The organism is Sulfitobacter delicatus (assembly GCF_900102535.1).
GTDB lineage: Bacteria > Pseudomonadota > Alphaproteobacteria > Rhodobacterales > Rhodobacteraceae > Sulfitobacter > Sulfitobacter delicatus.
Genome location: NZ_FNBP01000001.1, coordinates 243,738 through 269,764 on the forward strand (window position 1 = coordinate 243,738; position 26,027 = coordinate 269,764).

Genomic DNA, 26,027 nt, shown 5'->3' on the forward strand with positions numbered 1-26,027 from the left:
TTTCAGGAATCACTGACCTGCTGCATGTGAAGGTCGTTGCCCTGCAAAACGGGATGGTAAGGGCGTTCGACTTCGTAGAGCCACCACAGGCCGCCAGCAATAATAGCGATACCTATGGCCATGAAGATAAACTGATATTTCCGCGTGGCGTCTTGCGGGTGACGCGCTGGGCCGATGACATTGGACATAATGGGCACCTCGGTCGAAAGCGAGTGGAATTTCTAACGACCAAGATACACCATATCTGCATCGCAAAGCAGATGGGGCACCCAAATATGGTTAACTAGACGCTTTCGCGCAACACGCTACCGGCTAGGTAGAGCGAGCCGCAGATCAGCACACGCGCTTGGGGTTCTCGGGCGATAATCGCCGCAAGCGCGGCGGATACGCTCTCGGCCTCCGAGGCGTCAAACCCCACGTTTCGCGCGGCCTTCGCGGTGGCCTCCGCGGGCAAAGTCGCCGCCTCTCCGGGGATCGACACAGCCGTGAGACTGGCCGCCTGAGCCGCCAAGGGGCGCAGGTAGCCCGCGATGTCTTTGGTGTTCAACATGCCGCAGATCAAATGCGTCGGGCGCTGCGGCATGGCGGCGAGCGCTGCGGCTAGCGCCTCCCCAGCAGCGGGATTGTGCCCGCCATCCAGCCAAAGCTCGGCCTGCGGCGCTTGCTGCGCAAAGCGCCCGTCCGACAGCCGCTGCATCCGCGCTGGCCATTCGGCACGGGTCACGGCGGCTTCGCAAGCCTCCGCATCCATACCCAAGTGCCGCAGCGCCGCGAGGGCCGCGCCCGCGTTCATGATCTGATGATCGCCCAGCAAATTGGGGCGCGGTAGGTCCAGTAAGCCGCTCTCATCTTGATAGACCATGCGCCCGGCCTCTGGCCCAACATGCCATTGCTGCCCGTAAGCCAGCAGCGGCGCACCCAGTTTGGCGGCGCGGGTTTCAATGACCTCAAGGGCGGCGTCTTCCTGCGGGCCGACGACGCAGGGCACCAGCCGCTTGATGATCCCGGCCTTTTCGCCCGCGATCTCGGCCAAAGTCTCGCCCAGATATTGCTGGTGATCGACCGAGACGGGCGTGATCACCGATAGTACCGGGGTCACTACATTGGTTGCGTCCAGCCGCCCGCCAAGGCCCACTTCCAAGAGCGTGTAATCCGCCGGTGCCCGCGAAAAAGCGAGGATCGCGGCGCAGGTGGTGATCTCGAAATAAGTGATCTCCTCACCGCCATTGGCAGCGTGGCATTCGTCCAGCACAGCGGCCAGATCAGGCTCGGAAATCAACTCCCCCGCCACCCGGATGCGCTCATGAAAGCGCGCCAGATGTGGCGAGGTATAGGCGTGGACCGTCTTGCCCGCCGCTTCCAACCCGGCGCGGATCATCGCTTGGGTCGAGCCTTTGCCATTGGTCCCGGCGATATGGACCACCGGGGGCAGGTCGTTCTGCGGGTTGCCCAAGGCTTCCAGCAGCCGCCACATCCGGTCGAGCGTCAGATCGATGATCTTGGGGTGCAACGCCATCATCCGTTCTAGGATGACGTCCGATGAAGGCGTGCTCATTTTTTCTCTGGGCTTTCGGCAGGTAGGTCAGCCGACGCCTGAACCGCTGCGGCAGCCTCGGCCACCTCAGCTTCTTCCGGCGCTGGCAAATCGCCACGCACGGCTGGCGACAGGCCCATGAGCATCCGCGTAATGGTGATCAACTCATCGCGCATTTCGGTCCGTTTGGTCACACGGTCGAGCATGCCGTGGTCCAGCAGATATTCAGCCCGCTGGAAACCTTCGGGCAGTTTTTCACGGATCGTCTGCTCAATCACCCGCGGCCCGGCAAAACAGATCAGCGCGTTCGGCTCGGCAATCTGTACGTCGCCCAGCATTGCATAAGATGCTGTCACGCCGCCCGTGGTTGGATGGGTCAAAACGACGATATAGGGAAGACCGGCCTCTTTCAGCATCTGCACCGCCACGGTCGTGCGCGGCATTTGCATCAGGCTCAAGATACCTTCCTGCATCCGTGCGCCGCCAGCGGCAGAGAAAAGGATCAGGGGGCGCTTCAGCTTCACCGCTTCCTCGGCAGCGGCGATGATCGCGTTGCCGACATACATGCCCATGGAACCGCCCATGAAGGAGAAGTCCTGCGCACAGGCGACGATCGGCGTGCGGCCCATCTCGCCAGTCACAACCAGCATCGCCTCGTGCTCACCGGTCTGTTTCTGCGCGGCCTTCATCCGGTCGGGGTAGCGCTTCTGGTCCTTGAAATGCAGCGGATCAGGCGTTGGCGCGGGGACTTTGACCTCGGTGAAAATGCCGCCATCGAACAGCGCTTTAAACCGCGCGCGCGGGCTGATGTGCATGTGGTGGCCGCAGTTGGTGCAGACGTTCAGATTGTCCGACAGCTCGCGGTGAAACAGCATGGTGCCGCATTCGTTACACTTGGTCCACAGGTTGTCCGGCGTCTCGCGGCGCGAGAAGATCGAGTTGATACGCGGACGGACGTAGTTGGTGATCCAGTTCATTGGCAGGCCCCTGCTGTAGTTCCGTTCCAGATAATCCCCGCGCCGGGAAATTGCAATCAGCGCCGTATCGCCAGCCGCGCGGCCAGCCATGACACAATCATTAGCGCGAAATCCACCGGCAACCATGTGCGCATCGCTGCCGCGTCGTCCATCGAAAAGGGTGCGAGGTAGAGCGCCAGCCCCGACAGATCATCCGGCAGAGACACAATCAGAATGGCCGAGACATTGTTCCACAGATGTACCGCAATCGCGGGGCCAAGCGAGCCGGACCGCGCCGTCAAATCGGCCATCAGGATACCAAAGACCCCGGCCCAAAGCGCCACCATCAGCGCATTCTCCCCGGCCTCGGCTGGCAGGTAGTGGCCAAGCGCGAAGAGCGTCGAGGGCAGCACCATCCAGACCAGCGGCGAGTTGAACCGCGCCGCGAGTTGCTGCTGCACATAGCCGCGAAAGACGATCTCTTCCGCGCTGACCTGCACCAGCACCGCCAGCAGCGACAGCGGCAAAAGCAGCAACCAGCGGCCCAGCGGCAGGTTCGGCGTGAGGTCGCCCCCCATGTCCCACGGCGGCAAGATCAGCAGCACCGCCCCAAGGGCCAGCATCGCGAGAGACACGGCTCGAAAGCTTGGCCAAAGCCGCTCCGGCGCGCCCAGCAGGCTGCGCGCATTTCGGCGGTGGACCACGCGCACTGTTACCCCCACCGCCATCGCCATGGTCGCGAAGCTAAAGAGCAGCAAATACATCGCCTGCGGTGTCGCCCCTTGCAAAAGCGTGCCGTGCAGCGAGGTCGCCGCCGGGCCGACAAAGGCATAGATCGTCTGAAAATAAAACTCGTTCAGCGCCACATAGGCGATCACCGCCACAAAAAGCCCGAGCAAAAACCGCCAGAGCGCCGAAGAAGGCCGTGCCGGTGCCACAAAAGCCGCATGGGCGCTGTAATCAGGCCGCCACGTCATGAAGGGCAGAGGGCGAATAGGCAGGACGGGGTCTTGCAGTGCATATGCCGGGCTTTCACGCTTTAGGGCAGGTCAGGATGACCGGGCTAGAAGGTCAGAACCTATGCCCTAACACGCTGCGATACAACAAGTTCCCCCGGCCCAATCGCGCCAAAGCCTTGCAGCACCGCCCCTCCCCGACTATTCCATTCAAGACGTTTCAAGGAGCCCACCGATGTCCACCACCCCACGCTTCGACAAATCCCGGCTGCCCAGCCGCCACGTGACCGAAGGCCCCGCCCGCGCGCCGCACCGGTCTTACTACTATGCCATGGGCATGACCGAAGAAGAGATTCACCAGCCGCTTGTGGGCGTTGCCACCTGCTGGAACGAGGCCGCGCCCTGTAACATTGCTCTGAACCGTCAGGCGCAGGCGGTGAAAATCGGTGTGCATTCCGAACAAGGCACCCCGCGCGAATTCACTACGATCACTGTCACCGACGGGATCGCGATGGGCCATGAGGGCATGCGCTCTTCGTTGGCCTCCCGCGAAGCGATTGCGGATACCGTTGAACTGACCATGCGCGGCCATTGCTATGACGCGATTGTCGGTCTGGCGGGCTGTGACAAATCCTTGCCCGGCATGATGATGGCCATGTTGCGCCTCAACGTGCCCTCGGTTTTCCTCTATGGTGGCTCGATCCTGCCGGGCAAAGCACCTGCCGGGGCTGACGTTCCCGAAGATTTTGCCAGCCGCGATCTGACCGTGCAGGACATGTTCGAAGCCGTGGGCCGCTTCCAGAACGGCACCATGTCGCAGGCCGCGCTTGATGTGCTGGAACGCGTCGCCTGCCCCTCGGCGGGTGCCTGTGGCGGCCAGTTCACCGCCAACACCATGGCCTGTGTGTCGGAAGCCATCGGCCTCGCGCTGCCGAACTCGTCGGGCATGCCAGCGCCATACGAGAGCCGCGACGCCTATGCCGAAGCCTCGGGGGCTGCGGTGATGAACCTGATCGAGAAGAACATCCGCGCACGTGACATCTGCACCCGCGAAGCCTTTGAGAACGCCGCGCGCATCGTGGCCTGCACCGGGGGCTCGACCAACGCCGGTTTGCACCTGCCTGCCATGGCGCATGAAGCAGGGATCGAATTCTACCTCGAAGACGTTTGCGAAATCTTCCGCGACACTCCTTACTTCGTCGATATGAAACCGGGCGGCGCCTATGTCGCCAAAGACCTCTATGACGCGGGCGGCGTGCCAGTGGTGATGAAGGAGTTGCGCAAAGCGGGCCTTTTGCACACCGACTGTCTGACCGCCACAGGCCGCTCCATCGGCGAAGAGCTTGACCGCATCGACCGCGAGGCCGACGGCAAGGTGATCCACTCGGTCGCTAATCCAATCAGCAAGACCGGCGGCGTTGTGGGCCTCAAGGGCAACCTCGCCCCCGAAGGCGCCATCGTGAAAATCGCGGGCATGTCGGACGAAGACATCGTATTCACCGGCCCGGCGCTGGTGTTCGAATGCGAGCAGGACGCCTTTGAAGCGGTTCAAAACCGCGCCTACAAGGAAGGCGATGTTTTCGTCATCCGCAACGAAGGCCCCGCAGGCGGCCCCGGCATGCGCGAGATGCTGGCCACGACGGCGGCGCTCTCGGGCCAAGGCATGGGCAAGAAGGTGGCGCTGATCACCGATGGGCGTTTCTCGGGCGCGACACGCGGTTTCTGCGTGGGTCACGTCGGGCCAGAGGCCGCGCATGGCGGGCCGATTGCGTTGTTGAAGAACGGCGACATGATCACGCTCGATGCGATCAAAGGCAGCATCACCGTGGACCTCACGGATGAGGAACTGGCCGAGCGCCGCACGGGCTGGACCGGGCCGCGCGCCACCAACTACGAAAGCGGCGCGCTTTGGAAATATGCCAAGCTCGTCGGCCCCACCTACCTTGGCGCGGTCACGCATCCGGGTGCCAAGGCCGAAACCCATGACTACATGGACCTCTAAGGCCCCCTTCGCGGCGCTCGCGCTGTTCACCCTGTCTGCCTGCGAAGGCGGACAGGGTTTTTCTCTTGGCGGCAGCGCCGGAGCGGAAAAGCCCCCGCTCTTACAGACCAGCCTTGCAGGTGGCGCGGTCGAAGTCGTGCCCCCGCAGGGCTATTGCATTGACCGTAAAAGCCTCAAGCGCCACTTTGCCCTGATGGCACGATGTGACGCGCTTGGCCTGCCCGATGTCGTCACTGCAGCGCCCTTGGGCATTCTGACCCTCTCCCTCGTCGAAGCCGCTCCTGATACGCCCCTGCCGACACCGCAGGACGTGGCCAAGGCGGTCGGGCTGACGCAGGTTGTGGAAACGGACAGCCGCGACTATACGACGATCTTTGTTGCTGAAGGGCCGGTGCCGGCAGAAGGCATGTCAGGCCGCCATTGGCGCGGCACGGCGCGGCTGGCTGGGCATGTGGCGAGCGTCACCCTCTATGGCGCGCCGCAAAGCCGTGCGGTGTCGGACGAAGGGCGTAGCTTGATCGCCGAGCTGATCCGCCAAAGCCGCGCGCGCAGCGAAAGCCAGCCCAACTCCTAAACGCAACTGTTTCCAAATCAGCAACACTGCCCGCCTCGCGAAACAATCGCAGGGCAATTTATTTGAATGAAACCTTCGTCTTGCATAGAGTGCGGGAAACAAGGGGCGCAGCTTCATGGCGAATTTCAGCGGCGGATTTCTGGAGGGCAGGCTCTATGCCCGCGCGGTCCAACGCTGGGCACGCGCCGCCCGCCGTGCGGCCAGCGCTGATCTGGCAACCCTGCGCCGTCAACGCACCCGCGCGCGGCTGCTGCGCGCACAGCTTGACCAGTTGATTTACACCGCCGACGAACGGCTCGCGCTGCCGGTGGTCGGCGCCACAGGTTTCCCCAAGCCCCATAACGCTGATTGGGCGTGGCGGCCCGAGCTATGGCGCGGCCCATTGGCCGGTCCGGGCATCGCGGCGGTAGAGACCAAGTCAATGCTCGGTAACGAGGCGACGCTCTTTCACGACTGCAGCCGCTCAGAGTTGAGCCTACGTCAGCTGCGCAACACGCGCGAGGCCGATCTGGCGCCCTACGGCTTGCAGATGGACGTCTTCAAGTTCGACGGCTCCTTTCTGTCGCTGGTCATCGACCTGCCGCATGACGCGGTAGCAGGGCTGAAACGACGCCACCTTATTCGCATGGACACCATCGTGCAGATGGAGCACCCGTTAGAGATGTTCGCCCGGCTCAACATCCGCCACGGCCCCAACACCGAGCAGATTGTGCGCGAACTGCCTGCGGGTGAGGAACAGGTCAGCATCGAGTTTGATCTGGCCTATACTAAGCTCAACGAAAAACGCATCGAACGCGCTTGGGTCGACCTGATCTTTGAAGGGCCAGATATGAACCAAGTCGTCCTGCGCGACCTTACCTTCTCGCGCCGTCCGCGCGCCCAGATCTAGGACCAATAGATGAGCCGTTTCGACCTGACCAAGACCGTCATGCGCCAAGGGGTTTGGCAGGGTGTCCTGACTGCTCGCTCCGGTGAGGAAGATGCGCCAGAGATCGCCGTCACCCATTTGGGAAATGCCGTCGAAGGGGTCACGGTCACGGCGCAGGAAGTGGCTGGCCGCTGGGACTTAAACGTGCCGATCCCCGCGGAAGCTGTCGCCGATGGGGTGCAGACGTTGATCATCTCGGACCAGTCCACCGGCGACCAACTGGGCCATATCACCCTGATCGCTGGCGAGGCGCTTGGCGATGACATCCGCGCCGAGATGGACCTTCTGCGGGCCGAGTTGGACATGCTAAAACGCGCTTTCCGGCGGCATTGTCGCGAGACAAGTTAGGAGGCGTAAGCGGCTACCTTACTCCGCCTCAAGACGCATCAGAATTTCATCATAGAAAACCCCATCTACGCATAGGGCCGCACGATCTGTGGCCCATTGGGTAAATCCGGCCCGCTGGTACAACCGACGCGCGGCTACATTGGTCGAGACAACAGACAGGCGTATGGAACGACAATCACGAAACCCTTCGTCGATAGCGGCACTCAGCAGTTGCGACGAAAGCCCGGTGCCTCTCGCGCTTGGCCGCACAAACATGCCCCAGATCGTGGCAATATGGCGGACCTTTTCGGATTGGCTCTTCAAGATGCCAATAACCCCTTCCAGAGCCCGATCGTCATTGAAACCGCCAAACACTGCGCCAGACTCTATTCGTTCCGATACGAGCGAAAGTGGCAGCTTGGATTCATCCTCATAAGAAGCGCCGAAAGCTTCAGGATGGCTTTGCAAGCCTTCGAGCCGAATGGCCTGAAACGCGGCGGCGTCTTCTCCGGTAAGTTTTCGAATATCCATGGAGCTATTCTGCATATGCGGTGACAGGTTCCAAGCACAGTGAGCCCCCGCCCTTCCCTTACTTAAAAGCCATCCCATAAATGCAAAAAAAGGCCCCGCTGTCTCCAGCGAGGCCCTAATTCCAAACTGCCCGAGGCTTACTTCTCGGACCCCAAGGCCGACAGACCTTTCAGAATGTCAATGGCATAGGCCAGTTGGTAATCCTCCTCGCGCAGTTCTGCCGCCTTGCGGGCCTTCTCGCGGTCCTCTTCGATCTGCTTGATCTGATCTTCGCTCAGGCTGTCGTTGTTCAGGCTACCGCGCAGATCGGCCTCAGACCGCAGGGGACGGGCGGGCAGGTTCTCGTCCTCTTCAGTCTCGGGTTTGGTCGGCGGCTGGGCTACAACGATGTCAGGCGAGACGCCAAGCGCTTGGATCGAGCGGCCCGATGGCGTGTAATAACGCGCCGTGGTCAGGCGCATTGCGCCGTCACCGCGCAGCGGCATCACGGTCTGAACCGAGCCTTTGCCGAAGCTCTTGGTGCCAATCACGATGGCGCGGCGGTGATCTTGCAGGGCACCGGCCACAATCTCCGAGGCCGAGGCAGAGCCGCCATTGATCAGCACCACAATCGGTTTGCCCATCGACAGATCGCCAGGGGTCGCATTCACCCGGTCGCCGTCTTCCAGATCACGGCCACGGGTGCTGACGATCTCGCCCTCGTTCAGGAAAGCGTCCGACACGGCAATCGCTTGATTGAGCAGCCCGCCGGGGTTGTTGCGCATGTCGAGAACGATGCCGTTGATGTTCTCAATACCGCCAGCCGCTTCGATTTGCTCTTCCAGACCTTCCTTCATCTTCGGATAGGTCTGCTCGTTGAAGGTGGTCAGGCGCAGCACAGCCGTCTCGCCCACGGTCCGCGCCCGCACGGCAGTCAGCTGGATCGTATCGCGCACGATAGAGACGTCGAAAGGCTCCGGCTCGCCTTCACGCACCACGGTGATCATGATCTCGGACCCGACCGGCCCGCGCATCATCTCGACCGCGTCATCCAGTTGCAGGCCGAGCAGGCTTTCGCCATCGACATGGGTGATGAAATCACCGGCCTCAATCCCAGCTTCAGCGGCAGGGGTGCCGTCGATAGGCGAGACGACTTTCACAAAGCCCTCTTCCTGCGTAACTTCGATGCCAAGCCCGCCAAACTCACCACGTGTCTGCTCGCGCATTTTGGCGGCGTCCTTGGGCGAGAGATAGGAAGAGTGCGGATCAAGGGAGGTCAGCATACCGTTGATCGCCGCTTCGATCAGGTCGCCGGGATCGACTTCTTCGACATATTGGGCGCGGATGCGTTCGAAGATATCGCCAAACAGGTCGAGCTGTTCATAGACATTGGTGGTCTTCTCGGCCTCTTGCGCCAGCAGCGGGCCAGCGACCTGCGTGGTCGCCACAACCCCTGCCAGCGTGCCTGCCACGGCTGCCATCACGAATTTCTTCATCTGCTATCCATCCTTGTCGGTGCGGAACCAGTCTGCCGGGTCCTGAGGTATGTTCTCTTGTCTGACTTCTATATAGAGCGTTTCCGTCCGGTCAGCGCCAGTGTCATCACCATTTGGTGACATTGCCGAAGTTGTGCCGTTTTCCGGCCCGCCCATCAACCCAATCGGCGTGCCACCGGCAATCACCTGCCCGGCATTGCCGTAAACCACGTCGAGCCCGGCCAGCACAAAGAGCGTATCGACCTGCGGCTCGAGGATCACCACATTGCCCAAATCCAAGAGCGGCCCGACATAGCGGATCGTCGCGGCAGAGGGGCTGGTGACGATGGCACGGGGGCGCGTGGCGAGGATCATGCCGGGGCGCGTGACGCCAGCTGAATCGGTTTCGCCTGCTGCGCGCAGCACCAGTCCTTGAGCAGGCAGAGGCAGATCGCCCACCCGTCCGTCTAGGTTGACCGGCGCAGGCTCTACCGCGCCCGTTGTGATTTCAGACAGCCCACTGGCAAAGCCCTCGAGGGTTTCGGTCGATGCAATGAGGATCGCAGTACGCACCGGATCTTCGGTAAAGCGCAGCGGCAGATCGGTGCGATTGGCCATGGCTTGGTTGAGCTCAGTCCGTGCCCGCTGCACTTCGGTCAGCCCTTCTTGCAACCGCTGCGCCGCATCATTCTGCAGGGCGCGCAGGGTTTTGACGTCTTCGTAATCTTGCCGCAGCGCATCGGCCCGAGCGTTCAGCGCCGGGGTCAGTTCGGCCAGTAACATCCCGGCGCGGGCGGTGCCCATCGGACCATCGGGATGCAGTAGGACGACCGGCGAGGGATCACCGCCAATGCTCTGCAGCACGCCAAGAAACTGCGCCACCTCGCCTTCACGGGCCTGTAGTTTCCGGCTAAGCTGGGCTTCGTTAATTGCCGCTTGCCGCAGGCCAGCACGCATCGCCGCCAGCCCGGCCTCAAAGGCCTGAATGGTTTCGGTGAGCGCTTTCACCCGGTCGCGCGCGCCGTCCGCACTATCAAGCTGGGCCGAAGCCTTTTCCAGTGCGGTCGACGCCGCACGTGCCTGCGCCGCCGCTTCCTCGGCTTGGGCCTGTGCCATCATCGGCAGACAGGCAAAAAGGACAGCCGCGGCGAAATGCTTCATGATAGCAGGCTTTTCCCGGTCATCTCATCGGGCTGCGGCAGCCCCATGAGTTCCAGCACCGTCGGCGCCAGATCGGCCAAGCGCCCATCGCGCAGGCTCGCCCCTGCGGGTGCGCCCACCACCACCACGGGCACGGGGTTCAGCGTATGCGCCGTATGCGCGCCGCCGGTTTCGGGGTCGAGCATCATCTCGCAGTTGCCGTGATCCGCCGTGACGATCATCGCCCCGCCAGCTTTTTCGAGCGCCGTCAGCACCCGGCCCAGCCCCGCGTCCACCGCTTCGCAGGCCGCAATCGCCGCCTTCAGATCGCCGGTATGGCCGACCATATCGGGGTTAGCATAGTTCACCACGATGAGGTCATAGCCCGCCTCGATAGCGCCGACGAACTGGTCGGTGACCTGCGCGCAGGACATCTCGGGCTGTAAATCATAGGTCGCCACGTCCGGCGATTTGGGCATGTTGCGGTCTTCGCCCTCGGCCGGGATTTCGACCCCGCCGTTGAGGAAGAAGGTCACATGCGGATATTTCTCGGTCTCGGCGAGGCGGAACTGGCGTTTGCCATGCGCAGCCACCCAAGCGCCCAGTGGATTCACGATCTCGGGTTTGGGGTACATCGTGGTCATATAGGAAGCGTGGTCTTTGGAATATTCTGCCATGCCCATCAGCGCCGCCCACTCGGGGCACGGGCCGGTGTCATAGGCGTCAAAGCTCGGATCGCCCAAGGCCGCCATGATCTCGCGTGCACGGTCGGCGCGGAAGTTGAGGCAGAAGAGCCCGTCGCCGGATGCCGCGCCTTTGTAACCTTCGATAACCGTTGCGGCGATAAATTCGTCCGTCTCGCCTCTGTCATAGGCCGCTTGCACCGCTGCTTGGGCGTCAGGGGCAGCGCCACCCTCGCCCCGCAAGATCGCCGCCGACGCTTTGGCCACGCGGTCCCAACGGTTGTCCCGGTCCAGCGCGAAATAGCGGCCCGTCACCGTGACGATCCGCGCAGACGTGGGCAGCGCCTTTTCCAACGTCTCGAAATAGCCAAGCGCCGAAGACGGCGCCACATCTCGCCCGTCCGTTATCGCATGGATCACCACCGGCACCCCTGCGGCGTCAAAAGCACAGGCGGCGGCGATCATATGGCTAAGATGCCCATGCACCCCGCCGTCCGAGACCACGCCCATCAGATGCGCCGTGCCGCCGGTCTCTTGCAGCTTGGCGATAAAGTCGCGCAGCCGTGCATTTTTGGCAAAGCTGCGTTCCTCAATTGCCAGATCAATCTGGCCCAAGTCCATCGCCACCACCCGGCCTGCGCCGATATTGGTGTGACCAACCTCGGAATTGCCCATCTGGCCCCGCGGCAAGCCGACGTCCGGGCCATGTGTGATCAACTGCCCGCTCGAACCGGCCTGCATGATCCGGTCGAAATTTGGCGTCTGTGCCAGCAAAGGCGCGTTGCCCTCGCGGGTCTCGTTCAGCCCCCAGCCGTCAAGGATGCACAATACCACGGGTTTGGGGGCGCTCATTGGGACGTCTCTTCTGGCTGCTTCGCTTTGCGGGTCTTTTACCCCTTGTGGGCTGGCACTTGAACCACTTTGTGCGCCCCCGCCCCATTCCCGCGCAGAGCCCTTGCCCCGCAGGCCCGCTTTGGTCATAACGAGGGGCAACTTTTGTCTGATCTAAGGACCAGCCCATGACCCTGCCCGCGCCCGAAACCCGCATCGTGAACACTTGGCGTGTGGCCTGTGACGGCAGCGAAGGCGCGCTTGGCCATCCGCGCGTCTGGCTGCAGATCCCCCAAGATCGCGGCTGGGTCGAATGTGGCTATTGCGACTGCAAATTTGTGCATGCGGAGTTTGAAGGCAAAGTCTGAGCCTTCCCGACCGACAGTAGCAACAACCGAACCGACGGCACGAAGCTGCCCGCGCGGCGCATTGGCGTCTGGCCGTAGCGCGTGCTTCGTGGCAAAAGGAACGCCAACCGAAGCGGAGCATCCCCATGACATTTGGCAAAGGCCACCACCTGCATCTGATCGACGGCTCGGCCTTCATCTTTCGCGCCTATCACGCCCTGCCGCCGCTGACGCGCAAGTCCGACGGCATGCCCATCGGGGCGGTCGCCGGGTTTTGCAACATGCTGCACCGCTATGTGGAGGGCAACACCGGCCCCAATGCGCCGACCCATGTGGCGGTGATTTTCGACAAGGGCAGCCATACCTTCCGCAACGACATGTACGACCAGTACAAGGCCAACCGCGAGGCGATGCCCGAAGACCTGCGCCCGCAGATCCCGCTGACCCGCACTGCGACGGCGGCGTTTAACATCGCCTGCAAAGAGCTTGAGGGCTATGAGGCCGACGACATCATCGCCACCCTCGCCGTGCAGGCCCGCGCCTCCGGGGGCCGCTGCACCATCATCAGCTCCGACAAGGATCTGATGCAATTGGTCGGCGACGGCGTGGAAATGCTCGACGCGATGAAGAACAAGACCATCGACCGCGATGGGGTGTTCGAGAAGTTTGGCGTCTATCCTGAGCGCGTCGTCGATGTGCAAGCACTGGCGGGCGATTCGGTTGATAACGTGCCCGGCGCGCCCGGCATCGGGATCAAGACGGCGGCATTGCTGATCAATGAGTTTGGCGATCTCGACGCGCTCTTGGAACGTGCCGAAGAGATCAAGCAACCCAAACGTCGCCAGACCCTGATCGACCATGCCGAGCAAATCCGCCTGAGCCGCAGCCTTGTGCTGCTGGATGAAAACACGCCGATCGACTTTACCATCGACGACCTCGAAGTCCGCGACCCCGATGCCGACCAATTGCTCGGCTTCCTGTCGGAAATGGAATTCCGCACCCTGTCGAAACGCGTGGCCGAGGTGCTGGGTCGCGAAGCGCCTGCCATTCCCGACGCGCCCGCACCGGCCGTCGCCGACGCGCCGCAGGTCGCGGATGTGCCCTTTGACCACAGCAAATACGAGCAGGTCAGTGACGCCGAAGCGCTGCGGGTCTGGCTCGACCGGATTTATGAGGTCGGCTATGTCGCCGTGGATACCGAAACCACCGGCCTGAATGAAATGACGGCGGAACTCGTCGGCGTTTCGCTGTCGGTTGAGCCGGGGCAGGCCTGCTATATCCCGCTGACCCATAAGGCGAGCCGCAGCGACGACCTGTTCGGCTCCGACGACCTCGCCCCCGGCCAGATGCCTTTTGAAGAGGCCCTGCAACTGCTGACGCCGATGCTGGAGGACCCCGCGATCCTCAAGATCGGGCAAAATATGAAATACGACGGCAAGATCTTTGCCCAGTTGGGCATCACCGTCGCCCCCATCGACGACACCATGTTGATGTCCTACGCGATGCACGCGGGCCTGCATGGGCATGGCATGGATGCGCTTTCGGAACGCTACCTCGGCCACACGCCCCTGCCGATCAAACCACTGCTGGGCAGTGGCAAATCCGCCGTGACCTTCGACAAGGTGCCGATGGAAGACGCCGTCCCCTATGCGGCTGAAGACGCCGATGTCACCCTGCGCCTCTGGCAGTTGTTCAAGCCGCAATTGCACCGCGCCGAGGTCACAAAAGTTTACGAAACACTTGAGCGCCCGCTGGTGCCGGTGCTGGCGCAAATGGAACGCGCGGGCATCTTGGTCGATCGCGACACGCTCAGCCGCATGTCGAACGCCTTTGCCCAGAAAATGGCGGGGCTGGAGGCTGACATTCACGAGCTGGCGGGCGAGACTTTCAACGTCGGCTCTCCGGCGCAGCTTGGCGAGATCCTCTTTGACAAGATGGGCCTTCAGGGCGGCAAGAAGGGCAAGGCGGGCAAATATTCCACCGGCGCGGATGTGCTGGAGGATTTGGCGACCGAGCATGACCTCGCCCGCCGGGTGTTGGACTGGCGGCAGTTGTCGAAGCTGAAATCCACTTACACCGACGCCTTGCAGGACCATGTGAACGCCGACACGGGCCGGGTGCACACCTGCTATTCCATCGCGGGTGCGGCCACGGGGCGTTTGGCCTCGACCGACCCGAACTTGCAGAACATCCCGATCCGCTCGGAAGAAGGCCGCCGCATCCGCGAGGCTTTTGTCGCGCCCGAGGGCAAGGTGTTGGTGGCGCTGGACTACAGCCAGATCGAGCTGCGGATTCTGGCGCATATTGCCCAGATCGACGCGCTCAAGGAAGCCTTTCAACGTGGCGATGACATCCACGCCATGACCGCGTCCGAGATGTTCGACGTGCCGATGGACCAGATGACCCCGGAAATTCGCCGCAACGCCAAAGCGATTAACTTTGGCGTGATCTACGGCATTTCCGGCTTTGGCCTCGCGCGTAACCTGCGCATTCCTCGGGCCGAGGCGCAGGGTTTCATCGACCGCTATTTCGAGCGTTTCCCCGGCATCCGCACCTATATGGACGACACCAAGGCTTTCGCCAAAGAGCACGGCTATGTGCAGACGCTGTTCGGTCGCCGGATCAACACGCCCAACATCGGTGCGAAAGGCCCGCAGGCTGGGTTCGCCGCCCGCGCCGCAATCAATGCGCCGATCCAAGGCACCGCCGCCGATGTGATCCGCCGCGCGATGATCCGCATGCCTGCAGCGATTGCAGACCTGCCCGCGACGATGCTCTTGCAGGTGCATGACGAACTGCTCTTCGAGGTCGAAAAGGGGGCCGAAGACGCGCTGATCGCCGCGGCGCGTGAGGTGATGGAGAATGCCAATGATCCGGTGGTGAAGCTGGATGTGAAGCTGACCGTGGATGCGGGTGTGGGTGCCGACTGGGCGGAGGCGCATTGATGGGCGATATGGAGCTTCCCGACGACCTCGCGCAAGCGCTGGAAGAGACCGGCGCGCAGGCGGGATGGGACGGGTACAGCGATGAGTTGCGCGCCGATGCGTTGGCATGGATTGACGATGCGCGGACAACGACGGCGCGGTCGAAGCGGGTCGATGACGTGGCGCGCTTTGCGGGCAAAGGCCTGCCGCCAACGCCGTTTCAGTAACGTGAGGGCCATCGCCTGCCCGCGGGTCGGCGATCCAACGGCTGGACGTTGCCACTTTATGGTTCAGCCGTGACGCGACTTAGCCTAATCGCGCCTAGCCTCACCAAATCGCCTACCCGTCCGGGCGGGCAGGCGATGGCCCGGCGCCTGCGGCTTGATTCCGGGCTGGGTGGCAAGATCGTCGTCAGCGCATAGAAACTCACAGCCATTTCCGCTATTCAATCCACATGACCCCAATCCTCTACTCCTTCCGCCGCTGCCCCTACGCCATGCGCGCCCGCGTCGCCCTCTCCGCCTCGGGCACACAGGTATACCTGCGCGAGGTCGTCCTGCGCGACAAACCCGAGGCCTTCCTAGCGGCCTCCCCCACCGCCACCGTGCCCTGCCTCGTGGCTGACAACGGCCCCATCGACGAAAGCCTCGACATCATGAAATGGGCACTGGCGCAGAACGACCCTGAAGGCTGGCTCGACATGCCAGACGCAGGCCACGACTGGATCGCCCGCGCCGATGGCCCATTCAAAGACGCGCTCGACCGCACCAAATACGCCACGCGCTACCCTGAAGAAGACCCCGAGGAACAACGCAGCAATGCCGCCGAATTCCTGCAGGACCTCGACGCACAACTGAACGACTGGATCTTCGACCGCCCTACGCTGGCAGACTATGCGATCCTGCCTTTCGTCCGGCAATTCGCCTTTATCGACAAAACATGGTTCGACGCACAGGATTGGCCCGCCTTACACCACTGGCTAGACCGCTTTCTCGCGTCCGAGCGGTTCGAAAGCATCATGACGAAATACCCGCAGTGGCAGCCCGGCGATGCGCCGATATCATTCCCCTAGCGCCGCGACCCAGCCTAAGGTTTCTTCTGTCGGCCCGCCGGGGTGATATTCGCCACTGACCCAACCGTCATAACCCCGCGCCCTCAGCGCCACAAAGAGCGCATTAAAGTCGACATCCCCCGTCCCCGGCGCTCCGCGCGCGGGTGTGTCGCCAAGCTGCACATGCCGGATCAGCGTTGCATATTCCTCAAACACCGCCACCGCATCACCGTGGATCATCTGCGCATGAAAACTGTCGAATTGCAGCGCCACATTCGGCGCGTCTATTGCTGCGAGCAGGTCAGCCGCCTGAGCATAATCGTTTAGAAAATACCCCGGCTTGGCCTGCGGCGAAAGCGGTTCAATCATCAGTGTCACACCTTCGGGTGCCTCAGCCGCCGCGCGCTTCAGGTTCGCGACGAAAGTCTCTGTTGCCACCGCGCCCTCGGCCTCGCCCGCCATCACATGCACCAGCTTCGGGCGCAAAGCCTCCACATAGCGAGACACCCGCCGCATATCATAGGCAAAGCGCGCCTCTCCGCCCGGCAGGGCCGCGAATCCGGGCACTCCGCCCGTATAGTTCGGCGGCGGCGCGTTAATGAGAACGAGGTCCAAGCCGTTGCGCAGCAAGGCCCGCTGGGTTTCCTTGGCCGGCATTTCATAGGGAAAGAGCACTTCGACCGCGCTGAACCCGGCCTCGGCCGCGGCATCAAAACGGTCTAGATAGGGCAGCTCCGCCCAAAGGAGCGAAAGATTGGCGGCGGGGGTCATTGGCATTCTGGGCGGTGGGCTTGGTCTATTGCGGCAGATCTTCTGACGGGATGATGCCAAAGAATTCCCCGCCCGACCAGACACCAAACCAGCCGTCCAGATGCGCGCCCAGATCAACCAACCGGTAGAAACTCTTGCGGTCAATCAGCGCCTCCAGATTGCGGCGCACCAGCACATAGGGCGACGGCTCGCCGGTTTCCTCATCACGCACCACGCGGATCGGGTGCTCTCGCCCCGCCTCGGCCACATCGCCCAGATTGGTTAAAAACCGCAACTGCTGCGCTTCGCCTTCACCTTCGACCTCAAAGTCCACGGCGACAAAGGGCGCGTCTTCGACCGTGATGCCAACCTTCTCCACAGGGGATTTGAGGAAATAGTCATCCCCCTCACGCCAGAGAATCGATGCGAACAATTTGACCATTTCGATCCGCCCAATCGGCGTGCCTTGGTAAAACCACGTCCCGTCGCGTTTGATCTGCATGTCCAGATCGCCACAAAATTCGGGGTTCCACTTCTCCAGCGGCGGCGTTCCGCGCGTTTTCGCGGCCTTGGCAGCTTGGATGAGACTGTCTGTCGTGGGGGTCACGGTATTTTGTCCGCTCATTGGTTTTGCCATTCCCTTTGGTCGCGATACACTTACACCTGAAAGATATAACTCCGGGGAAAGAAATGTCATGGCCGAAGCGGATGATCTGATCGCGCATATCGAAGCGTTGACCGAAAAGCTGGCGCAGGCCAAACAGTCGATCACCGGGCGGTTCGTCGGACAGGAGCAGGTAGTTGACCTTGCCCTGACCGCGCTGCTCTGCGGCGGTCATGGGCTGCTGATCGGCCTGCCGGGTCTGGGCAAGACACGGCTGGTGGAAACGCTCGGCACCGTCATGGGCCTGAACGGCAACCGGGTGCAATTCACGCCTGACCTGATGCCCGCCGACATCCTCGGTTCCGAAGTGCTCGACACCGCGCCTGACGGCAGCCGCGCCTTTCGCTTTATCGAAGGGCCGATTTTCTGCCAGCTGTTGATGGCCGATGAGATCAACCGCGCCAGTCCCCGCACCCAGTCGGCGCTGCTGCAGGCGATGCAGGAAAAGACTGTGACAGTGGCGGGGCAGGATCGCAGCCTCGGCCAGCCCTTCCACGTGCTCGCCACCCAAAACCCGATTGAACAAGAAGGCACCTACCCGCTGCCCGAAGCGCAGCTTGACCGTTTCTTGGTGCAGATCGACGTGGCCTACCCCGACCGCGCCACCGAGCGCGACATCCTGATCGCGACCACCGGCGTCGAAGAGGGCGCGGTGCAACCCGTCTTTACCTCCGAAAACCTGCTGGTTGCCCAAAACCTCCTGCGGCGGATGCCGGTGGGCGATAGTGTGGTCGAGCTGATCCTCGATCTGGTCCGCGCGTTCCGCCCCGAGGAGGCCGAAGCCACCCCCGCCGTGCGCGACAGCGTCGCTTGGGGGCCGGGGCCGCGTGCAGCGCAGGCCTTGATGCTAACCGTGCGGGCGCGTGCCTTGCTCGACGGACGGCTTGCGCCCTCAGCCGAAGACGTGCTGGCCATGGCCCGCCCGGTGCTGAGCCACCGCATGGCGCTGAACTTCGCGGCCCGTGCGCGGGGCGAGAGCCTGCAAGCGCTGATCGACGAGACCGCCACCCGACTGATCGGTAAAAAGGCCGCCGCGTGAGCCATTCCCCCCTGTCCCTCAGGGCCGGAGCCGAAGGCGAAGCGGCCCGGTTGCCCGCGCTCTTGGCCCGCGCCGAGCAACTGGCGGGCGCCGTGCTGCCCGGCGCGCATGGCCGCCGCCGGGCCGGGTCGGGGGATGATTTCTGGCAATACCGCCCGGCGCAGATCGGCGACAGCCGCCGCATGGTCGACCACCGCCGCTCGGCGCGGGGCGATCAGGAGTTCGTGCGCGAACGCGAATGGCAAATCGCGCAGTCGGTGATGCTCTGGGTCGATCAGGGTGCGTCGATGCGCTTTGCGTCGGACAAAGGGTTGCCGGACAAGGCCGACCGCGCGCGTCTGCTGGGATTGGCGCTGTCGATCCTGCTGTTGCGCGGGGGCGAGCGGGTCGGCCTCACTGGCACCGCGCTCCCGCCCCGGCGTGGCAACCCGCAGATTTTGCGCTTGGCCGAGATGCTTTGCGAAGAAGACACCCGCGACTACAGCCCGCCCGAACATCGAGGCATGATCCCCCATGCACGGGCGATTTTCATCTCGGACTTCATGGGCGACCTCGCCCCGGTGCAGACCGCGCTGACCAAAGCCGCCGACCGTGGCGTGCGCGGCATCCTCTACCACCTGCTTGATCCATCCGAAGAGGCATTCCCCTTCACAGGTCGCACAATCTTTGAAAGCGTCGGCGGCACCCTGCGCCATGAAACGCTGAAAGCCAACGACCTGCGCGACCGCTATCTCGAGCGCCTCGCCGCCCGCAAAGACGAGCTGCAACACCTCTGCGCCCGCACCGGTTGGCGCTACGGGCTGCACCACACGGATGCCTCGGCGCAATCCGCGCTGCTCTGGCTCTATGGCGCGCTGGATGCGCGACAAGGGGGCCGGGCATGAGCGTCTTTGGCGGCATCGGCTTCACCGCGCCTTGGCTGCTGCTGGCCCTGCTGGCGCTGCCGATCCTTTGGCTAATCCTGCGCGCCGTGCCGCCCGCCCCGATCCGCCGCCGCTTTCCCGGCGTGGCGCTGTTGCTGGGCCTGACCGATGCCGAAAGCACGACGGACCGCACGCCGTGGTGGCTGCTCTTGCTGCGCATGCTGGCGGTGGCTGCGATTATTGTGGGCCTCGCCGGACCAGTGCTGAACCCGCAGGCCGAGACGAAACCGGGCAGCGGCCCGCGGCTGATGGTGCTCGACGGCTCATGGGCCGGTGCCAGCCGCTGGGACCAGCAGATCGCCGCCGTTGACGCGCAGCTCGCCCGCGCCGGGCGGGCCGAGCGCACGGTGGGCATTCTGTCTCTGGCCCAGCCCGACGTGCCGACTTTCCAATCCGCCGACGCATGGCGCAGCCGCCTTGCCGGGCTGTCCCCCGCTCCATGGCAACCCGCCCCCGCTGACATCACCCGCGCGCAAGAGATCATGGCCGAGCTGCCCGCCTTCGACACGATGTGGTTCAGCGATGGGCTGGACTATCCGGGCCGGGATAACCTCCTTGCGACTCTGCAAGAGCAAGGCGCGGTCGAGGTGCATCAATCGGGCAGCAACGTCATCGGCATCGCCCCCGCCGTGTACCGCGACGGGGTGATCGACCTCACCCTGCGCCGCGCTGCGCCCGGGCCCGAACGGGACGCCGTCGTACAAGCCCAAGGCCGCGACCCGGCAGGCAATGCCCGCGTGCTCGCCACCGCCAATGCGACCTTCGAGGCAGGCGCGACCGAGGCCAGCGCGTCCCTCTCGCTCCCAGCAGAACTGCGCGGGCGGCTGACGTCTTTCGACATAGCGGGCCAACGCTCCGCTGGGGCACGAACCCTCGTGGATGACGGCCTCCGCCGCCGCGAAGTCGCGCTGATCGGCGGGCGCGGGGCCCAAGAAGGGCTGCAACTGCTCTCACCGCTGCATTACATCGAACAGGCACTGGCCCCGAGCGCCGATCTGATCGACGGCACCTTGACCGACGTGCTGCCCGCCAACCCCGATGTGATCGTGCTGGCCGATGTCGCCACCCTCGCCCCCGCCGAGGCCGAGCCGTTGCAAGAGTGGATCGACCAAGGCGGCATGCTGATCCGTTTCGCCGGGCCGCGCATCGCCGCCAGTGATGTAAGCCGCATTGATGAAGACCCGCTGATGCCCGTGCGCCTGCGCGCCGGGGGCCGGAGCGTCGGCGGTGCGATGTCTTGGGGCGAGCCGAAAGCACTGGCGCCCTTTCGCAACGGCTCGCCCTTCTTTGGCCTGCCGGTGCCGGATGATGTGACCGTCTCCGCCCAAGTCGTCGCCCAGCCAGACCCGACGCTGGCCGACCGGGTGATCGCGTCGCTCAGCGACGGCACACCGCTGGTGACGCGCAAGGCGGTTGGACAGGGGCAGATCGTGCTGTTTCACGTCACCGCCACGGCGGAATGGTCGACCCTGCCGCTGTCGGGCCTTTTCGTGCAGATGATGGAGCGGCTGGCCGTGTCCTCGAGCGCAAGCGCACCGGAGGCTGGCAGCTTGGACGGCACCACATGGACCCCGCTGCGTGTGATGGACGGGTTTGGCACATTGTCAGACGCGGGCAACCTGCCCGGCGTCGCGGGGCCGGACCTGATCTCGGCCCCCTCCGGGCCTGCGCTGCCCCCCGGCATCTACGGCTCAGAAGACCGGCGGTTGGCGCGCAATGTGCTGACCGAGGAGACACGGCTCACGCCTGCAAGCTGGCCTGCCGATGTACCCGTTCGCGGCCTGACATTGCCGCCCGAACAGCCCCTCGCCGGGGCGCTTCTGTCCTTCGCAATCCTGCTGCTGGTGGCAGATGTTTTGGCGTCACTCGCGCTGTCCGGCCTCTTGCTGCGCCGCTCGGGCAGCACGCTGGCGCTCCTGCTCGCAGTTGGCCTCACCGCCCAAAGCGCCGATGCACAGGAAGACGACCCCGAAAGCTTCGCCGTGCGCGCCGCCGCCGAAGTCACTTTGGCCCATGTCCTGACCGGCAACGAAGACGTCGATGAGATCGCACGTGCCGGGCTGACGGGTCTGTCCGACACGCTCTATTTTCGCACCTCCGTGGAGCCTGCCCTGCCAATGGGTGTCGATTTGGAGCAGGACGAACTGGCCTTCTTCCCCATTCTCTATTGGCCCGTGACCCCAGACCAACCGCGCCCTTCGACCGAGGCTTACGGCAAGCTCAACGACTACCTGCGATCGGGCGGGCTGATCCTGTTCGACACCCGCGACGCCGATATCGCGTCCTACGGCGCTTCCAGCCCCAACGGGCGCAAACTGCAGGAACTCGCCGCCCCGCTCGACATTCCGCCGCTGGAACCGCTGCCGGGTGACCATGTGCTGACCCGCACCTTCTACCTGCTGCAAGACTATCCGGGCCGCTACAGCAGCCGTGATGTCTGGGTCGAAGCCGCGCCGCCGGATGCCGAGAAAATAGAAGGCATGCCTTTTCGCAATCTAAACGATGGCGTCACGCCCGTGGTGATCGGCGGCAACGACTGGGCCGCCGCCTGGGCCGTGCGCCGCGATGGGGCGCCACTCTTGCCGATTGGCCGCGGCTTTGCCGGGGAACGGCAGCGCGAGTTGGCCTACCGCTTTGGTGTGAACCTCGTGATGCATGTGCTGACCGGGAACTACAAATCCGATCAGGTCCATGTGCCTGCGCTGCTTGATAGGTTGGGCCAATGACCGGATCGGTGATCTTTGACCCGCTCATCCCGCTGCCGCTGCTGGTCGCACTGGCGGTTCTGGCGCTGCTCGGCGTCGCGCTGGCGGTCTGGCGCGGGTTGTCGGGCTGGGCCCTGCGCGGGCTAGCGGCGGCGGTGGTGCTGGCCGCGCTGGCCGGGCCGTCTTATCAAACCGAAGACCGTGCGCCGTTGAATGACATCGTGCTACTGCTCGAAGACGAAAGCGCCAGCCAGCGGTTGAGCGACCGTGCCGCGCAATCGGGAGAGGCCGCCGAGGCCATGGCCGCCCGCATCACCGCCCGCCCCAACACCGAATTGCGCCGCATCACCGTGCCGGACGGGGCCGAAGACGCAGGCACACGGCTCATGACCACGCTGGCCGACGCACTGGCCGAAGAACCGCGCTCGCGCGTCGCCGGTATTCTGGCGATCAGCGATGGTCGCGTACATGACGCCGATCTGCCGCTCGACCTGCCCGCGCCGCTGCATCTGCTGCAAACCGGCAAGCAAAGCGATTGGGACCGCCGCCTGACCGTGCGCAACGCCCCGGCCTTTGCCATCATCGGCGAGCCGGTGACCCTGACCCTGCGCATCGACGATCTGGGCGCTGCACCGGCGGACGCGCCGCTGACGCGGCTGGATATCTCGGTCGATGGTGAAGACCCGCAAAGCTTTAATGTGCCCGTCGGCCAAGACATCGACCTGCCCATCACCCTGCCCCACGGCGGGCGCAACGTGATCCGCTTTTCCCTGCCCGAAGCCGAGGGGGAGTTGACCGACCGCAACAATGCCGCGCTGATCCAGATGAACGGGGTGCGGGACCGGCTTAGCGTGCTGCTGGTCTCGGGCGAGCCACATCCCGGCGGGCGTACATGGCGCAACCTGCTGAAGTCTGACAGCTCCGTCGATCTTGTGCATTTCACCATCCTGCGCCCGCCTGACAAACAGGACGGCGTGCCGGTGAATGAACTGTCGCTGATCGCTTTCCCGACGCGCGAGCTTTTCATGGACAAGATCGACGACTTCGATCTGATCATCTTTGACCGCTACCAGCGGCGCGGCATTCTGCCTGCGCTCTACCTCGATAACGTCGCGCAATATGTGCGCAAGGGCGGCGCGGTGCTGGTCGCGGCGGGGCCTGATTTCGCCAGCGCGGACAGTCTCTACCGCTCGCCCCTCGGCACGGTGCTGCCCGCCACGCCTACCGCCCGCGTGCTCGAAGAACCCTTCCCGCCCGCCGTCACCGACATCGGCCAGCGCCACCCCGTCACCTCGGACCTCCCCGGCAAGGGCGATTGGGGCCGCTGGCTGCGCCAGATTGATGTGACCGCTGACAGCGGCGACGTGGTGATGAGCGGCACCGACGACCGCCCGCTGCTGGTACTCGACCGCGTCGGCGAAGGGCGTGTGGCGCTACTGGCGTCGGACCATGCGTGGCTCTGGAACCGCGGCTACGAGGGCGGCGGGCCGCAGTTGGAACTGCTGCGTCGTTTGGCCCATTGGATGATGAAGGAGCCGGAGCTTGAGGAAGAGGCCCTGACCGCCAGTGCCGAGGGCCAGACCATGCGCATCACCCGCCGGACATTGGACGAGACCGTGCCGCCCGTCACCATCACCGCGCCGGATGGCAGTACAACGGAACTGACCCTTGAGCCTGCCGGGCCGGGGCGGTTTGAGGCACAGCATACGGGGGAGGAGATCGGCCTCTACCGGCTTGAGAACGGCGACGAAGTCACCGTCATCGGCCTCGGCCCTGCCGCCCCGCGTGAGTTTGTCGAAACGATTGCCAGTGACGCAGCCCTGCGCCCCGTGATCGATCCGCTGCGCGGTGGTGTGGCGCGAGTGGAAGACGGCCTGCCCCGCCTGCGCAATGTGCGCCTCGGGCGGCCCGCTGCGGGGCGTGGTTGGCTTGGGCTGACCCCACGCGGCGCTTATGAGACCCGCGACGTGCGTCAGACACCGCTGTTGCCCGGATGGTTGGTCTTGCTACTCTCAACCATGTTTATCACCGCCGCCTGGCTCCGCGAAGGCCGCCGTTAAAGCGCTCGCAGCAAAAGCCCACCGGCAAGCGTGACAACGATCATGCCCGCGGTCAGCTCAGCCACCGCTGCAGCCTGCGCCAGTCGGGGCGACCCGGCGAGCCCGCCAAGCACCCCCGCCCGCAAACCCGTCGCGGCCAGACCAGTGGCGATGGTGATCAAGCCAGTCCCGAGCGCCATCGCAAAAGCGCCGATCACGCCGACCCAGCCGATCCCCATGTGCCAAGTAATCACCAGCACAAAAAGAGCCCCCGTGCAGGGGCGGATCGCAATCCCGCCGATCAGGAGCAGGGCGTCGCGCAGATTGCCCGCCTGCTGTACCTGTTCAACACTCGGCCCATGGGCATGACCACAATGGCCACAAACCCCGCCCGTTGTCTCGTGCTTCCCAGCCCGCGCATGGCGGATTCCGCGCCAGATCAGCCACAGCCCGATCAACACGATCGCCCCATAGCTCGCCGGAGCCATAATACCTTCGGTCACTCCCACCAGCGCCTCACGCCCAAGCCCCATAATCATGATCCCAGCATAGACCAGCGCCACCGCTGTCACCGCCTGCCCAAGCGAGGCAGCCAGAGCGATCAGCGACAGCCGCAGCATCGGCACTGCGCGTGCCAGCCCGTAGCCGCCGATCACGATCTTGCCGTGTCCCGGCCCCGCCGCGTGAACCACGCCGTAAGCAAAAGAGGCCAGTAGCACCGTCCACAAAGCTGCCGCATCGCCGCCGCGCGTGGCGCGCAGGCCGCCCGCAATGGTGTTCTGAAACCCGCGCTGCTGTCCGGCGGCCCAATGAGCTAAAGCAGCGAACCCGCCGCTCCACCAAAGACCCGCCAAGATCAGCAGGGTCACGAAGGCGGCAAGAGCTATGAGCTTTCGCATGTGATCACCACCTCATTCGCAAGCGCTTCACCGATCTCAGGCAGGCCCACCTCGCTGGGGTCCGTTTGGGTATCCAACTTCTCCAAATCGGCCTGAAGGGCGCGAAGGTCTGCTGTCATGTCAGGCATTTTTACCCGCGCACGGCAGGTGTCATTCCCGGTAACGGTCACTTTGCCCGCAACCTCGTAAGCGGTGTAATATGTCGGGTCGTAAGGCTTGACGACCAAGCCATCCGCGCTCGGCAGCGTACTTCCGACAGCGCGCAGGTGGCTGGTAATGATCCGACCTTCTTTGAAGTCAGTTTCCACGTCCTTCGGCGCAGAGAGCCGAATTTCCTCTTCGCCATCAAGCAGCACGGTGTCGCCGTTGAACCCTTCGATCCATTGCATATCAAAACCGTTCAGCGATGCGATCTCCGCATCGGTCAACACGCCATCATAATCGGGATCGAGCCCGCGGTCCTCGGTCACCAAGAGAGAATAGAACTCGTCATAGGCCCAAGTGATCCGCAGATGGGTCAAACGCCCCTCGGCATCGACCAGGACCTCCAACTTTGTATCGACGAAGATATGCGGATGCGCGCCTAAGGGCGTTGCAAGGACAAGACAAAGCAGACTAGCGAGCGGGTATTTCATGAAGCAAGGTCTAGCCCCCTTCGCCCCGCGCGGCAATTGGCGAGCCGCGCCATCTCCGGCGGGATCGTGCCCATTTTTGAACGTGGGAAACCTGCCCCACGTTCAAGAGATATTTACCAAGCCGCGCGAAGTTGC

24 protein-coding genes are annotated in these 26,027 nt (G+C 63.7%); 12 read left to right on the top strand and 12 right to left on the bottom strand.

Translation table 11 applies throughout. The features are described 5' to 3' along the window. Positions 1 to 2 precede the first annotated feature (2 nt). The 4 genes from BLS57_RS01320 to BLS57_RS01335 all read right to left on the bottom strand — a co-directional run bounded on the left by BLS57_RS01320 (position 3) and on the right by BLS57_RS01335 (position 3,467). Entirely contained in the window at positions 3 to 188 is a 186-nt protein-coding gene (locus tag BLS57_RS01320; RefSeq protein ID WP_093738387.1) for a hypothetical protein, read from the bottom strand. 95 nt (positions 189 to 283) lie between these two features. Beyond that, positions 284 to 1,555, bottom strand: a complete 1,272-nt coding sequence (locus tag BLS57_RS01325) for a bifunctional folylpolyglutamate synthase/dihydrofolate synthase (RefSeq protein WP_093738389.1) — start codon at positions 1,553 to 1,555, stop codon at positions 284 to 286. After that, complete coding sequence (gene accD / locus BLS57_RS01330) at positions 1,552 to 2,511, bottom strand: acetyl-CoA carboxylase, carboxyltransferase subunit beta (RefSeq protein WP_093739121.1); 960 nt, start codon at positions 2,509 to 2,511, stop codon at positions 1,552 to 1,554. The genes BLS57_RS01325 and accD overlap by 4 nt, the downstream gene beginning before the upstream one ends. A 56-nt stretch (positions 2,512 to 2,567) precedes the next feature. Continuing rightward, positions 2,568 to 3,467, bottom strand: coding sequence for a CPBP family intramembrane glutamic endopeptidase (locus BLS57_RS01335; RefSeq protein ID WP_093738391.1), 900 nt, complete (start codon positions 3,465 to 3,467; stop codon positions 2,568 to 2,570). Between the two features lie 214 nt (positions 3,468 to 3,681). Here BLS57_RS01335 and ilvD point away from each other — a divergent pair, with 214 nt between their 5' ends. The 4 genes from ilvD to BLS57_RS01355 all read left to right on the top strand — a co-directional run bounded on the left by ilvD (position 3,682) and on the right by BLS57_RS01355 (position 7,298). Further along, positions 3,682 to 5,448, top strand: a complete 1,767-nt coding sequence (gene ilvD / locus BLS57_RS01340) for a dihydroxy-acid dehydratase (RefSeq protein ID WP_093738393.1) — start codon at positions 3,682 to 3,684, stop codon at positions 5,446 to 5,448. Beyond that, positions 5,429 to 6,022 carry a hypothetical protein gene (locus BLS57_RS01345; RefSeq protein WP_093738395.1) on the top strand — a complete coding sequence of 198 codons (594 nt, stop codon included), beginning with the start codon at positions 5,429 to 5,431 and terminating at the stop codon, positions 6,020 to 6,022. The genes ilvD and BLS57_RS01345 overlap by 20 nt, the downstream gene beginning before the upstream one ends. A 115-nt stretch (positions 6,023 to 6,137) precedes the next feature. Next, positions 6,138 to 6,911: a DUF6478 family protein gene (locus BLS57_RS01350; protein ID WP_093738397.1), complete on the top strand. Its 774-nt coding sequence runs from the start codon at positions 6,138 to 6,140 to the stop codon at positions 6,909 to 6,911. A 9-nt stretch (positions 6,912 to 6,920) separates the two neighbouring features. Then, the gene (locus BLS57_RS01355; RefSeq protein WP_093738399.1) at positions 6,921 to 7,298 is read left to right on the top strand and encodes a hypothetical protein; all 378 of its coding nucleotides are present in this window, start codon (positions 6,921 to 6,923) and stop codon (positions 7,296 to 7,298) included. An 18-nt stretch (positions 7,299 to 7,316) separates the two neighbouring features. Here BLS57_RS01355 and BLS57_RS01360 read toward each other — a convergent pair whose 3' ends face one another. The 4 genes from BLS57_RS01360 to gpmI all read right to left on the bottom strand — a co-directional run bounded on the left by BLS57_RS01360 (position 7,317) and on the right by gpmI (position 11,937). Further along, the gene (locus BLS57_RS01360) at positions 7,317 to 7,808 is read right to left on the bottom strand and encodes a GNAT family N-acetyltransferase (protein WP_093738401.1); all 492 of its coding nucleotides are present in this window, start codon (positions 7,806 to 7,808) and stop codon (positions 7,317 to 7,319) included. 137 nt (positions 7,809 to 7,945) lie between these two features. Further along, complete coding sequence (locus tag BLS57_RS01365) at positions 7,946 to 9,283, bottom strand: S41 family peptidase (protein ID WP_093738403.1); 1,338 nt, start codon at positions 9,281 to 9,283, stop codon at positions 7,946 to 7,948. Between the two features lie 3 nt (positions 9,284 to 9,286). Next, positions 9,287 to 10,423: a murein hydrolase activator EnvC family protein gene (locus BLS57_RS01370; protein ID WP_208597498.1), complete on the bottom strand. Its 1,137-nt coding sequence runs from the start codon at positions 10,421 to 10,423 to the stop codon at positions 9,287 to 9,289. Next, a complete protein-coding gene (gene gpmI / locus BLS57_RS01375; RefSeq protein WP_093738407.1) occupies positions 10,420 to 11,937 on the bottom strand; it encodes a 2,3-bisphosphoglycerate-independent phosphoglycerate mutase in 1,518 nt (505 codons plus the stop codon). Before gpmI ends, BLS57_RS01370 begins: the two co-directional genes overlap by 4 nt. Positions 11,938 to 12,104: 167 nt before the next feature. Between gpmI and BLS57_RS01380 the strand changes: the two genes are divergently transcribed. The 4 genes from BLS57_RS01380 (at position 12,105) to BLS57_RS01395 (ending at position 16,259) form a co-directional block, all read left to right on the top strand. Then, a complete protein-coding gene (locus BLS57_RS01380; protein ID WP_093738409.1) occupies positions 12,105 to 12,284 on the top strand; it encodes a zinc-finger domain-containing protein in 180 nt (59 codons plus the stop codon). Between the two features lie 125 nt (positions 12,285 to 12,409). Beyond that, complete coding sequence (gene polA / locus BLS57_RS01385) at positions 12,410 to 15,208, top strand: DNA polymerase I (RefSeq protein WP_208597499.1); 2,799 nt, start codon at positions 12,410 to 12,412, stop codon at positions 15,206 to 15,208. Beyond that, complete coding sequence (locus BLS57_RS01390; RefSeq protein WP_093738413.1) at positions 15,208 to 15,414, top strand: YdeI/OmpD-associated family protein; 207 nt, start codon at positions 15,208 to 15,210, stop codon at positions 15,412 to 15,414. The genes polA and BLS57_RS01390 overlap by 1 nt, the downstream gene beginning before the upstream one ends. Positions 15,415 to 15,641: 227 nt before the next feature. Further along, positions 15,642 to 16,259, top strand: coding sequence for a glutathione S-transferase (locus BLS57_RS01395; RefSeq protein ID WP_093738414.1), 618 nt, complete (start codon positions 15,642 to 15,644; stop codon positions 16,257 to 16,259). Here the strand turns inward: BLS57_RS01395 and BLS57_RS01400 are convergent. After that, complete coding sequence (locus BLS57_RS01400; RefSeq protein ID WP_093739123.1) at positions 16,248 to 17,009, bottom strand: hydroxypyruvate isomerase family protein; 762 nt, start codon at positions 17,007 to 17,009, stop codon at positions 16,248 to 16,250. The genes BLS57_RS01395 and BLS57_RS01400 overlap by 12 nt on opposite strands. A gap of 25 nt (positions 17,010 to 17,034) precedes the next feature. Then, the gene (locus BLS57_RS01405) at positions 17,035 to 17,613 is read right to left on the bottom strand and encodes a DUF1285 domain-containing protein (RefSeq protein WP_093738416.1); all 579 of its coding nucleotides are present in this window, start codon (positions 17,611 to 17,613) and stop codon (positions 17,035 to 17,037) included. A 70-nt stretch (positions 17,614 to 17,683) separates the two neighbouring features. Between BLS57_RS01405 and BLS57_RS01410 the strand changes: the two genes are divergently transcribed. The 4 genes from BLS57_RS01410 to BLS57_RS01425 are packed head-to-tail and all read left to right on the top strand — an operon-like array spanning position 17,684 to position 24,379. Beyond that, a complete protein-coding gene (locus tag BLS57_RS01410; RefSeq protein ID WP_093738418.1) occupies positions 17,684 to 18,691 on the top strand; it encodes an AAA family ATPase in 1,008 nt (335 codons plus the stop codon). Beyond that, positions 18,688 to 19,575 carry a DUF58 domain-containing protein gene (locus BLS57_RS01415; protein ID WP_093738420.1) on the top strand — a complete coding sequence of 296 codons (888 nt, stop codon included), beginning with the start codon at positions 18,688 to 18,690 and terminating at the stop codon, positions 19,573 to 19,575. Before BLS57_RS01410 ends, BLS57_RS01415 begins: the two co-directional genes overlap by 4 nt. Next, positions 19,572 to 22,340 carry a DUF4159 domain-containing protein gene (locus BLS57_RS01420; protein WP_093738422.1) on the top strand — a complete coding sequence of 923 codons (2,769 nt, stop codon included), beginning with the start codon at positions 19,572 to 19,574 and terminating at the stop codon, positions 22,338 to 22,340. Before BLS57_RS01415 ends, BLS57_RS01420 begins: the two co-directional genes overlap by 4 nt. After that, positions 22,337 to 24,379, top strand: a complete 2,043-nt coding sequence (locus BLS57_RS01425) for a hypothetical protein (RefSeq protein ID WP_093738424.1) — start codon at positions 22,337 to 22,339, stop codon at positions 24,377 to 24,379. The genes BLS57_RS01420 and BLS57_RS01425 overlap by 4 nt, the downstream gene beginning before the upstream one ends. Here the strand turns inward: BLS57_RS01425 and BLS57_RS01430 are convergent. Both BLS57_RS01430 and BLS57_RS01435 read right to left on the bottom strand, forming a co-directional pair. Beyond that, complete coding sequence (locus BLS57_RS01430) at positions 24,376 to 25,257, bottom strand: nickel/cobalt transporter (RefSeq protein ID WP_093738426.1); 882 nt, start codon at positions 25,255 to 25,257, stop codon at positions 24,376 to 24,378. The two genes, BLS57_RS01425 and BLS57_RS01430, sit on opposite strands and share 4 nt — an antisense overlap. Then, entirely contained in the window at positions 25,242 to 25,892 is a 651-nt protein-coding gene (locus BLS57_RS01435) for a DUF1007 family protein (protein WP_093738428.1), read from the bottom strand. Before BLS57_RS01435 ends, BLS57_RS01430 begins: the two co-directional genes overlap by 16 nt. Positions 25,893 to 26,027 lie beyond the last annotated feature (135 nt).

Bases quoted from the DNA above. Each gene is read 5' to 3' on its own strand.
- BLS57_RS01395 (WP_093738414.1), top strand. From the start codon at position 15,642: ATGACCCCAATCCTCTACTCCTTCCGCCGCTGCCCCTACGCCATGCGC.
- BLS57_RS01355 (WP_093738399.1), top strand. From the start codon at position 6,921: ATGAGCCGTTTCGACCTGACCAAGACCGTCATGCGCCAAGGGGTTTGG.
- ilvD (WP_093738393.1), top strand. From the start codon at position 3,682: ATGTCCACCACCCCACGCTTCGACAAATCCCGGCTGCCCAGCCGCCAC.
- BLS57_RS01425 (WP_093738424.1), top strand. From the start codon at position 22,337: ATGACCGGATCGGTGATCTTTGACCCGCTCATCCCGCTGCCGCTGCTG.
- BLS57_RS01350 (WP_093738397.1), top strand. From the start codon at position 6,138: ATGGCGAATTTCAGCGGCGGATTTCTGGAGGGCAGGCTCTATGCCCGC.
- BLS57_RS01390 (WP_093738413.1), top strand. From the start codon at position 15,208: ATGGGCGATATGGAGCTTCCCGACGACCTCGCGCAAGCGCTGGAAGAG.
- BLS57_RS01365 (WP_093738403.1), bottom strand. From the start codon at position 9,283: ATGAAGAAATTCGTGATGGCAGCCGTGGCAGGCACGCTGGCAGGGGTT.
- gpmI (WP_093738407.1), bottom strand. From the start codon at position 11,937: ATGAGCGCCCCCAAACCCGTGGTATTGTGCATCCTTGACGGCTGGGGG.
- BLS57_RS01410 (WP_093738418.1), top strand. From the start codon at position 17,684: ATGGCCGAAGCGGATGATCTGATCGCGCATATCGAAGCGTTGACCGAA.
- BLS57_RS01380 (WP_093738409.1), top strand. From the start codon at position 12,105: ATGACCCTGCCCGCGCCCGAAACCCGCATCGTGAACACTTGGCGTGTG.
- BLS57_RS01400 (WP_093739123.1), bottom strand. From the start codon at position 17,009: ATGACCCCCGCCGCCAATCTTTCGCTCCTTTGGGCGGAGCTGCCCTAT.
- accD (WP_093739121.1), bottom strand. From the start codon at position 2,511: ATGAACTGGATCACCAACTACGTCCGTCCGCGTATCAACTCGATCTTC.
- BLS57_RS01345 (WP_093738395.1), top strand. From the start codon at position 5,429: ATGACTACATGGACCTCTAAGGCCCCCTTCGCGGCGCTCGCGCTGTTC.
- BLS57_RS01360 (WP_093738401.1), bottom strand. From the start codon at position 7,808: ATGGATATTCGAAAACTTACCGGAGAAGACGCCGCCGCGTTTCAGGCC.
- BLS57_RS01435 (WP_093738428.1), bottom strand. From the start codon at position 25,892: ATGAAATACCCGCTCGCTAGTCTGCTTTGTCTTGTCCTTGCAACGCCC.
- BLS57_RS01320 (WP_093738387.1), bottom strand. From the start codon at position 188: ATGTCCAATGTCATCGGCCCAGCGCGTCACCCGCAAGACGCCACGCGG.
- BLS57_RS01370 (WP_208597498.1), bottom strand. From the start codon at position 10,423: ATGAAGCATTTCGCCGCGGCTGTCCTTTTTGCCTGTCTGCCGATGATG.
- BLS57_RS01430 (WP_093738426.1), bottom strand. From the start codon at position 25,257: ATGCGAAAGCTCATAGCTCTTGCCGCCTTCGTGACCCTGCTGATCTTG.
- BLS57_RS01405 (WP_093738416.1), bottom strand. From the start codon at position 17,613: ATGAGCGGACAAAATACCGTGACCCCCACGACAGACAGTCTCATCCAA.
- BLS57_RS01335 (WP_093738391.1), bottom strand. From the start codon at position 3,467: ATGACGTGGCGGCCTGATTACAGCGCCCATGCGGCTTTTGTGGCACCG.
- polA (WP_208597499.1), top strand. From the start codon at position 12,410: ATGACATTTGGCAAAGGCCACCACCTGCATCTGATCGACGGCTCGGCC.
- BLS57_RS01325 (WP_093738389.1), bottom strand. From the start codon at position 1,555: ATGAGCACGCCTTCATCGGACGTCATCCTAGAACGGATGATGGCGTTG.
- BLS57_RS01420 (WP_093738422.1), top strand. From the start codon at position 19,572: ATGAGCGTCTTTGGCGGCATCGGCTTCACCGCGCCTTGGCTGCTGCTG.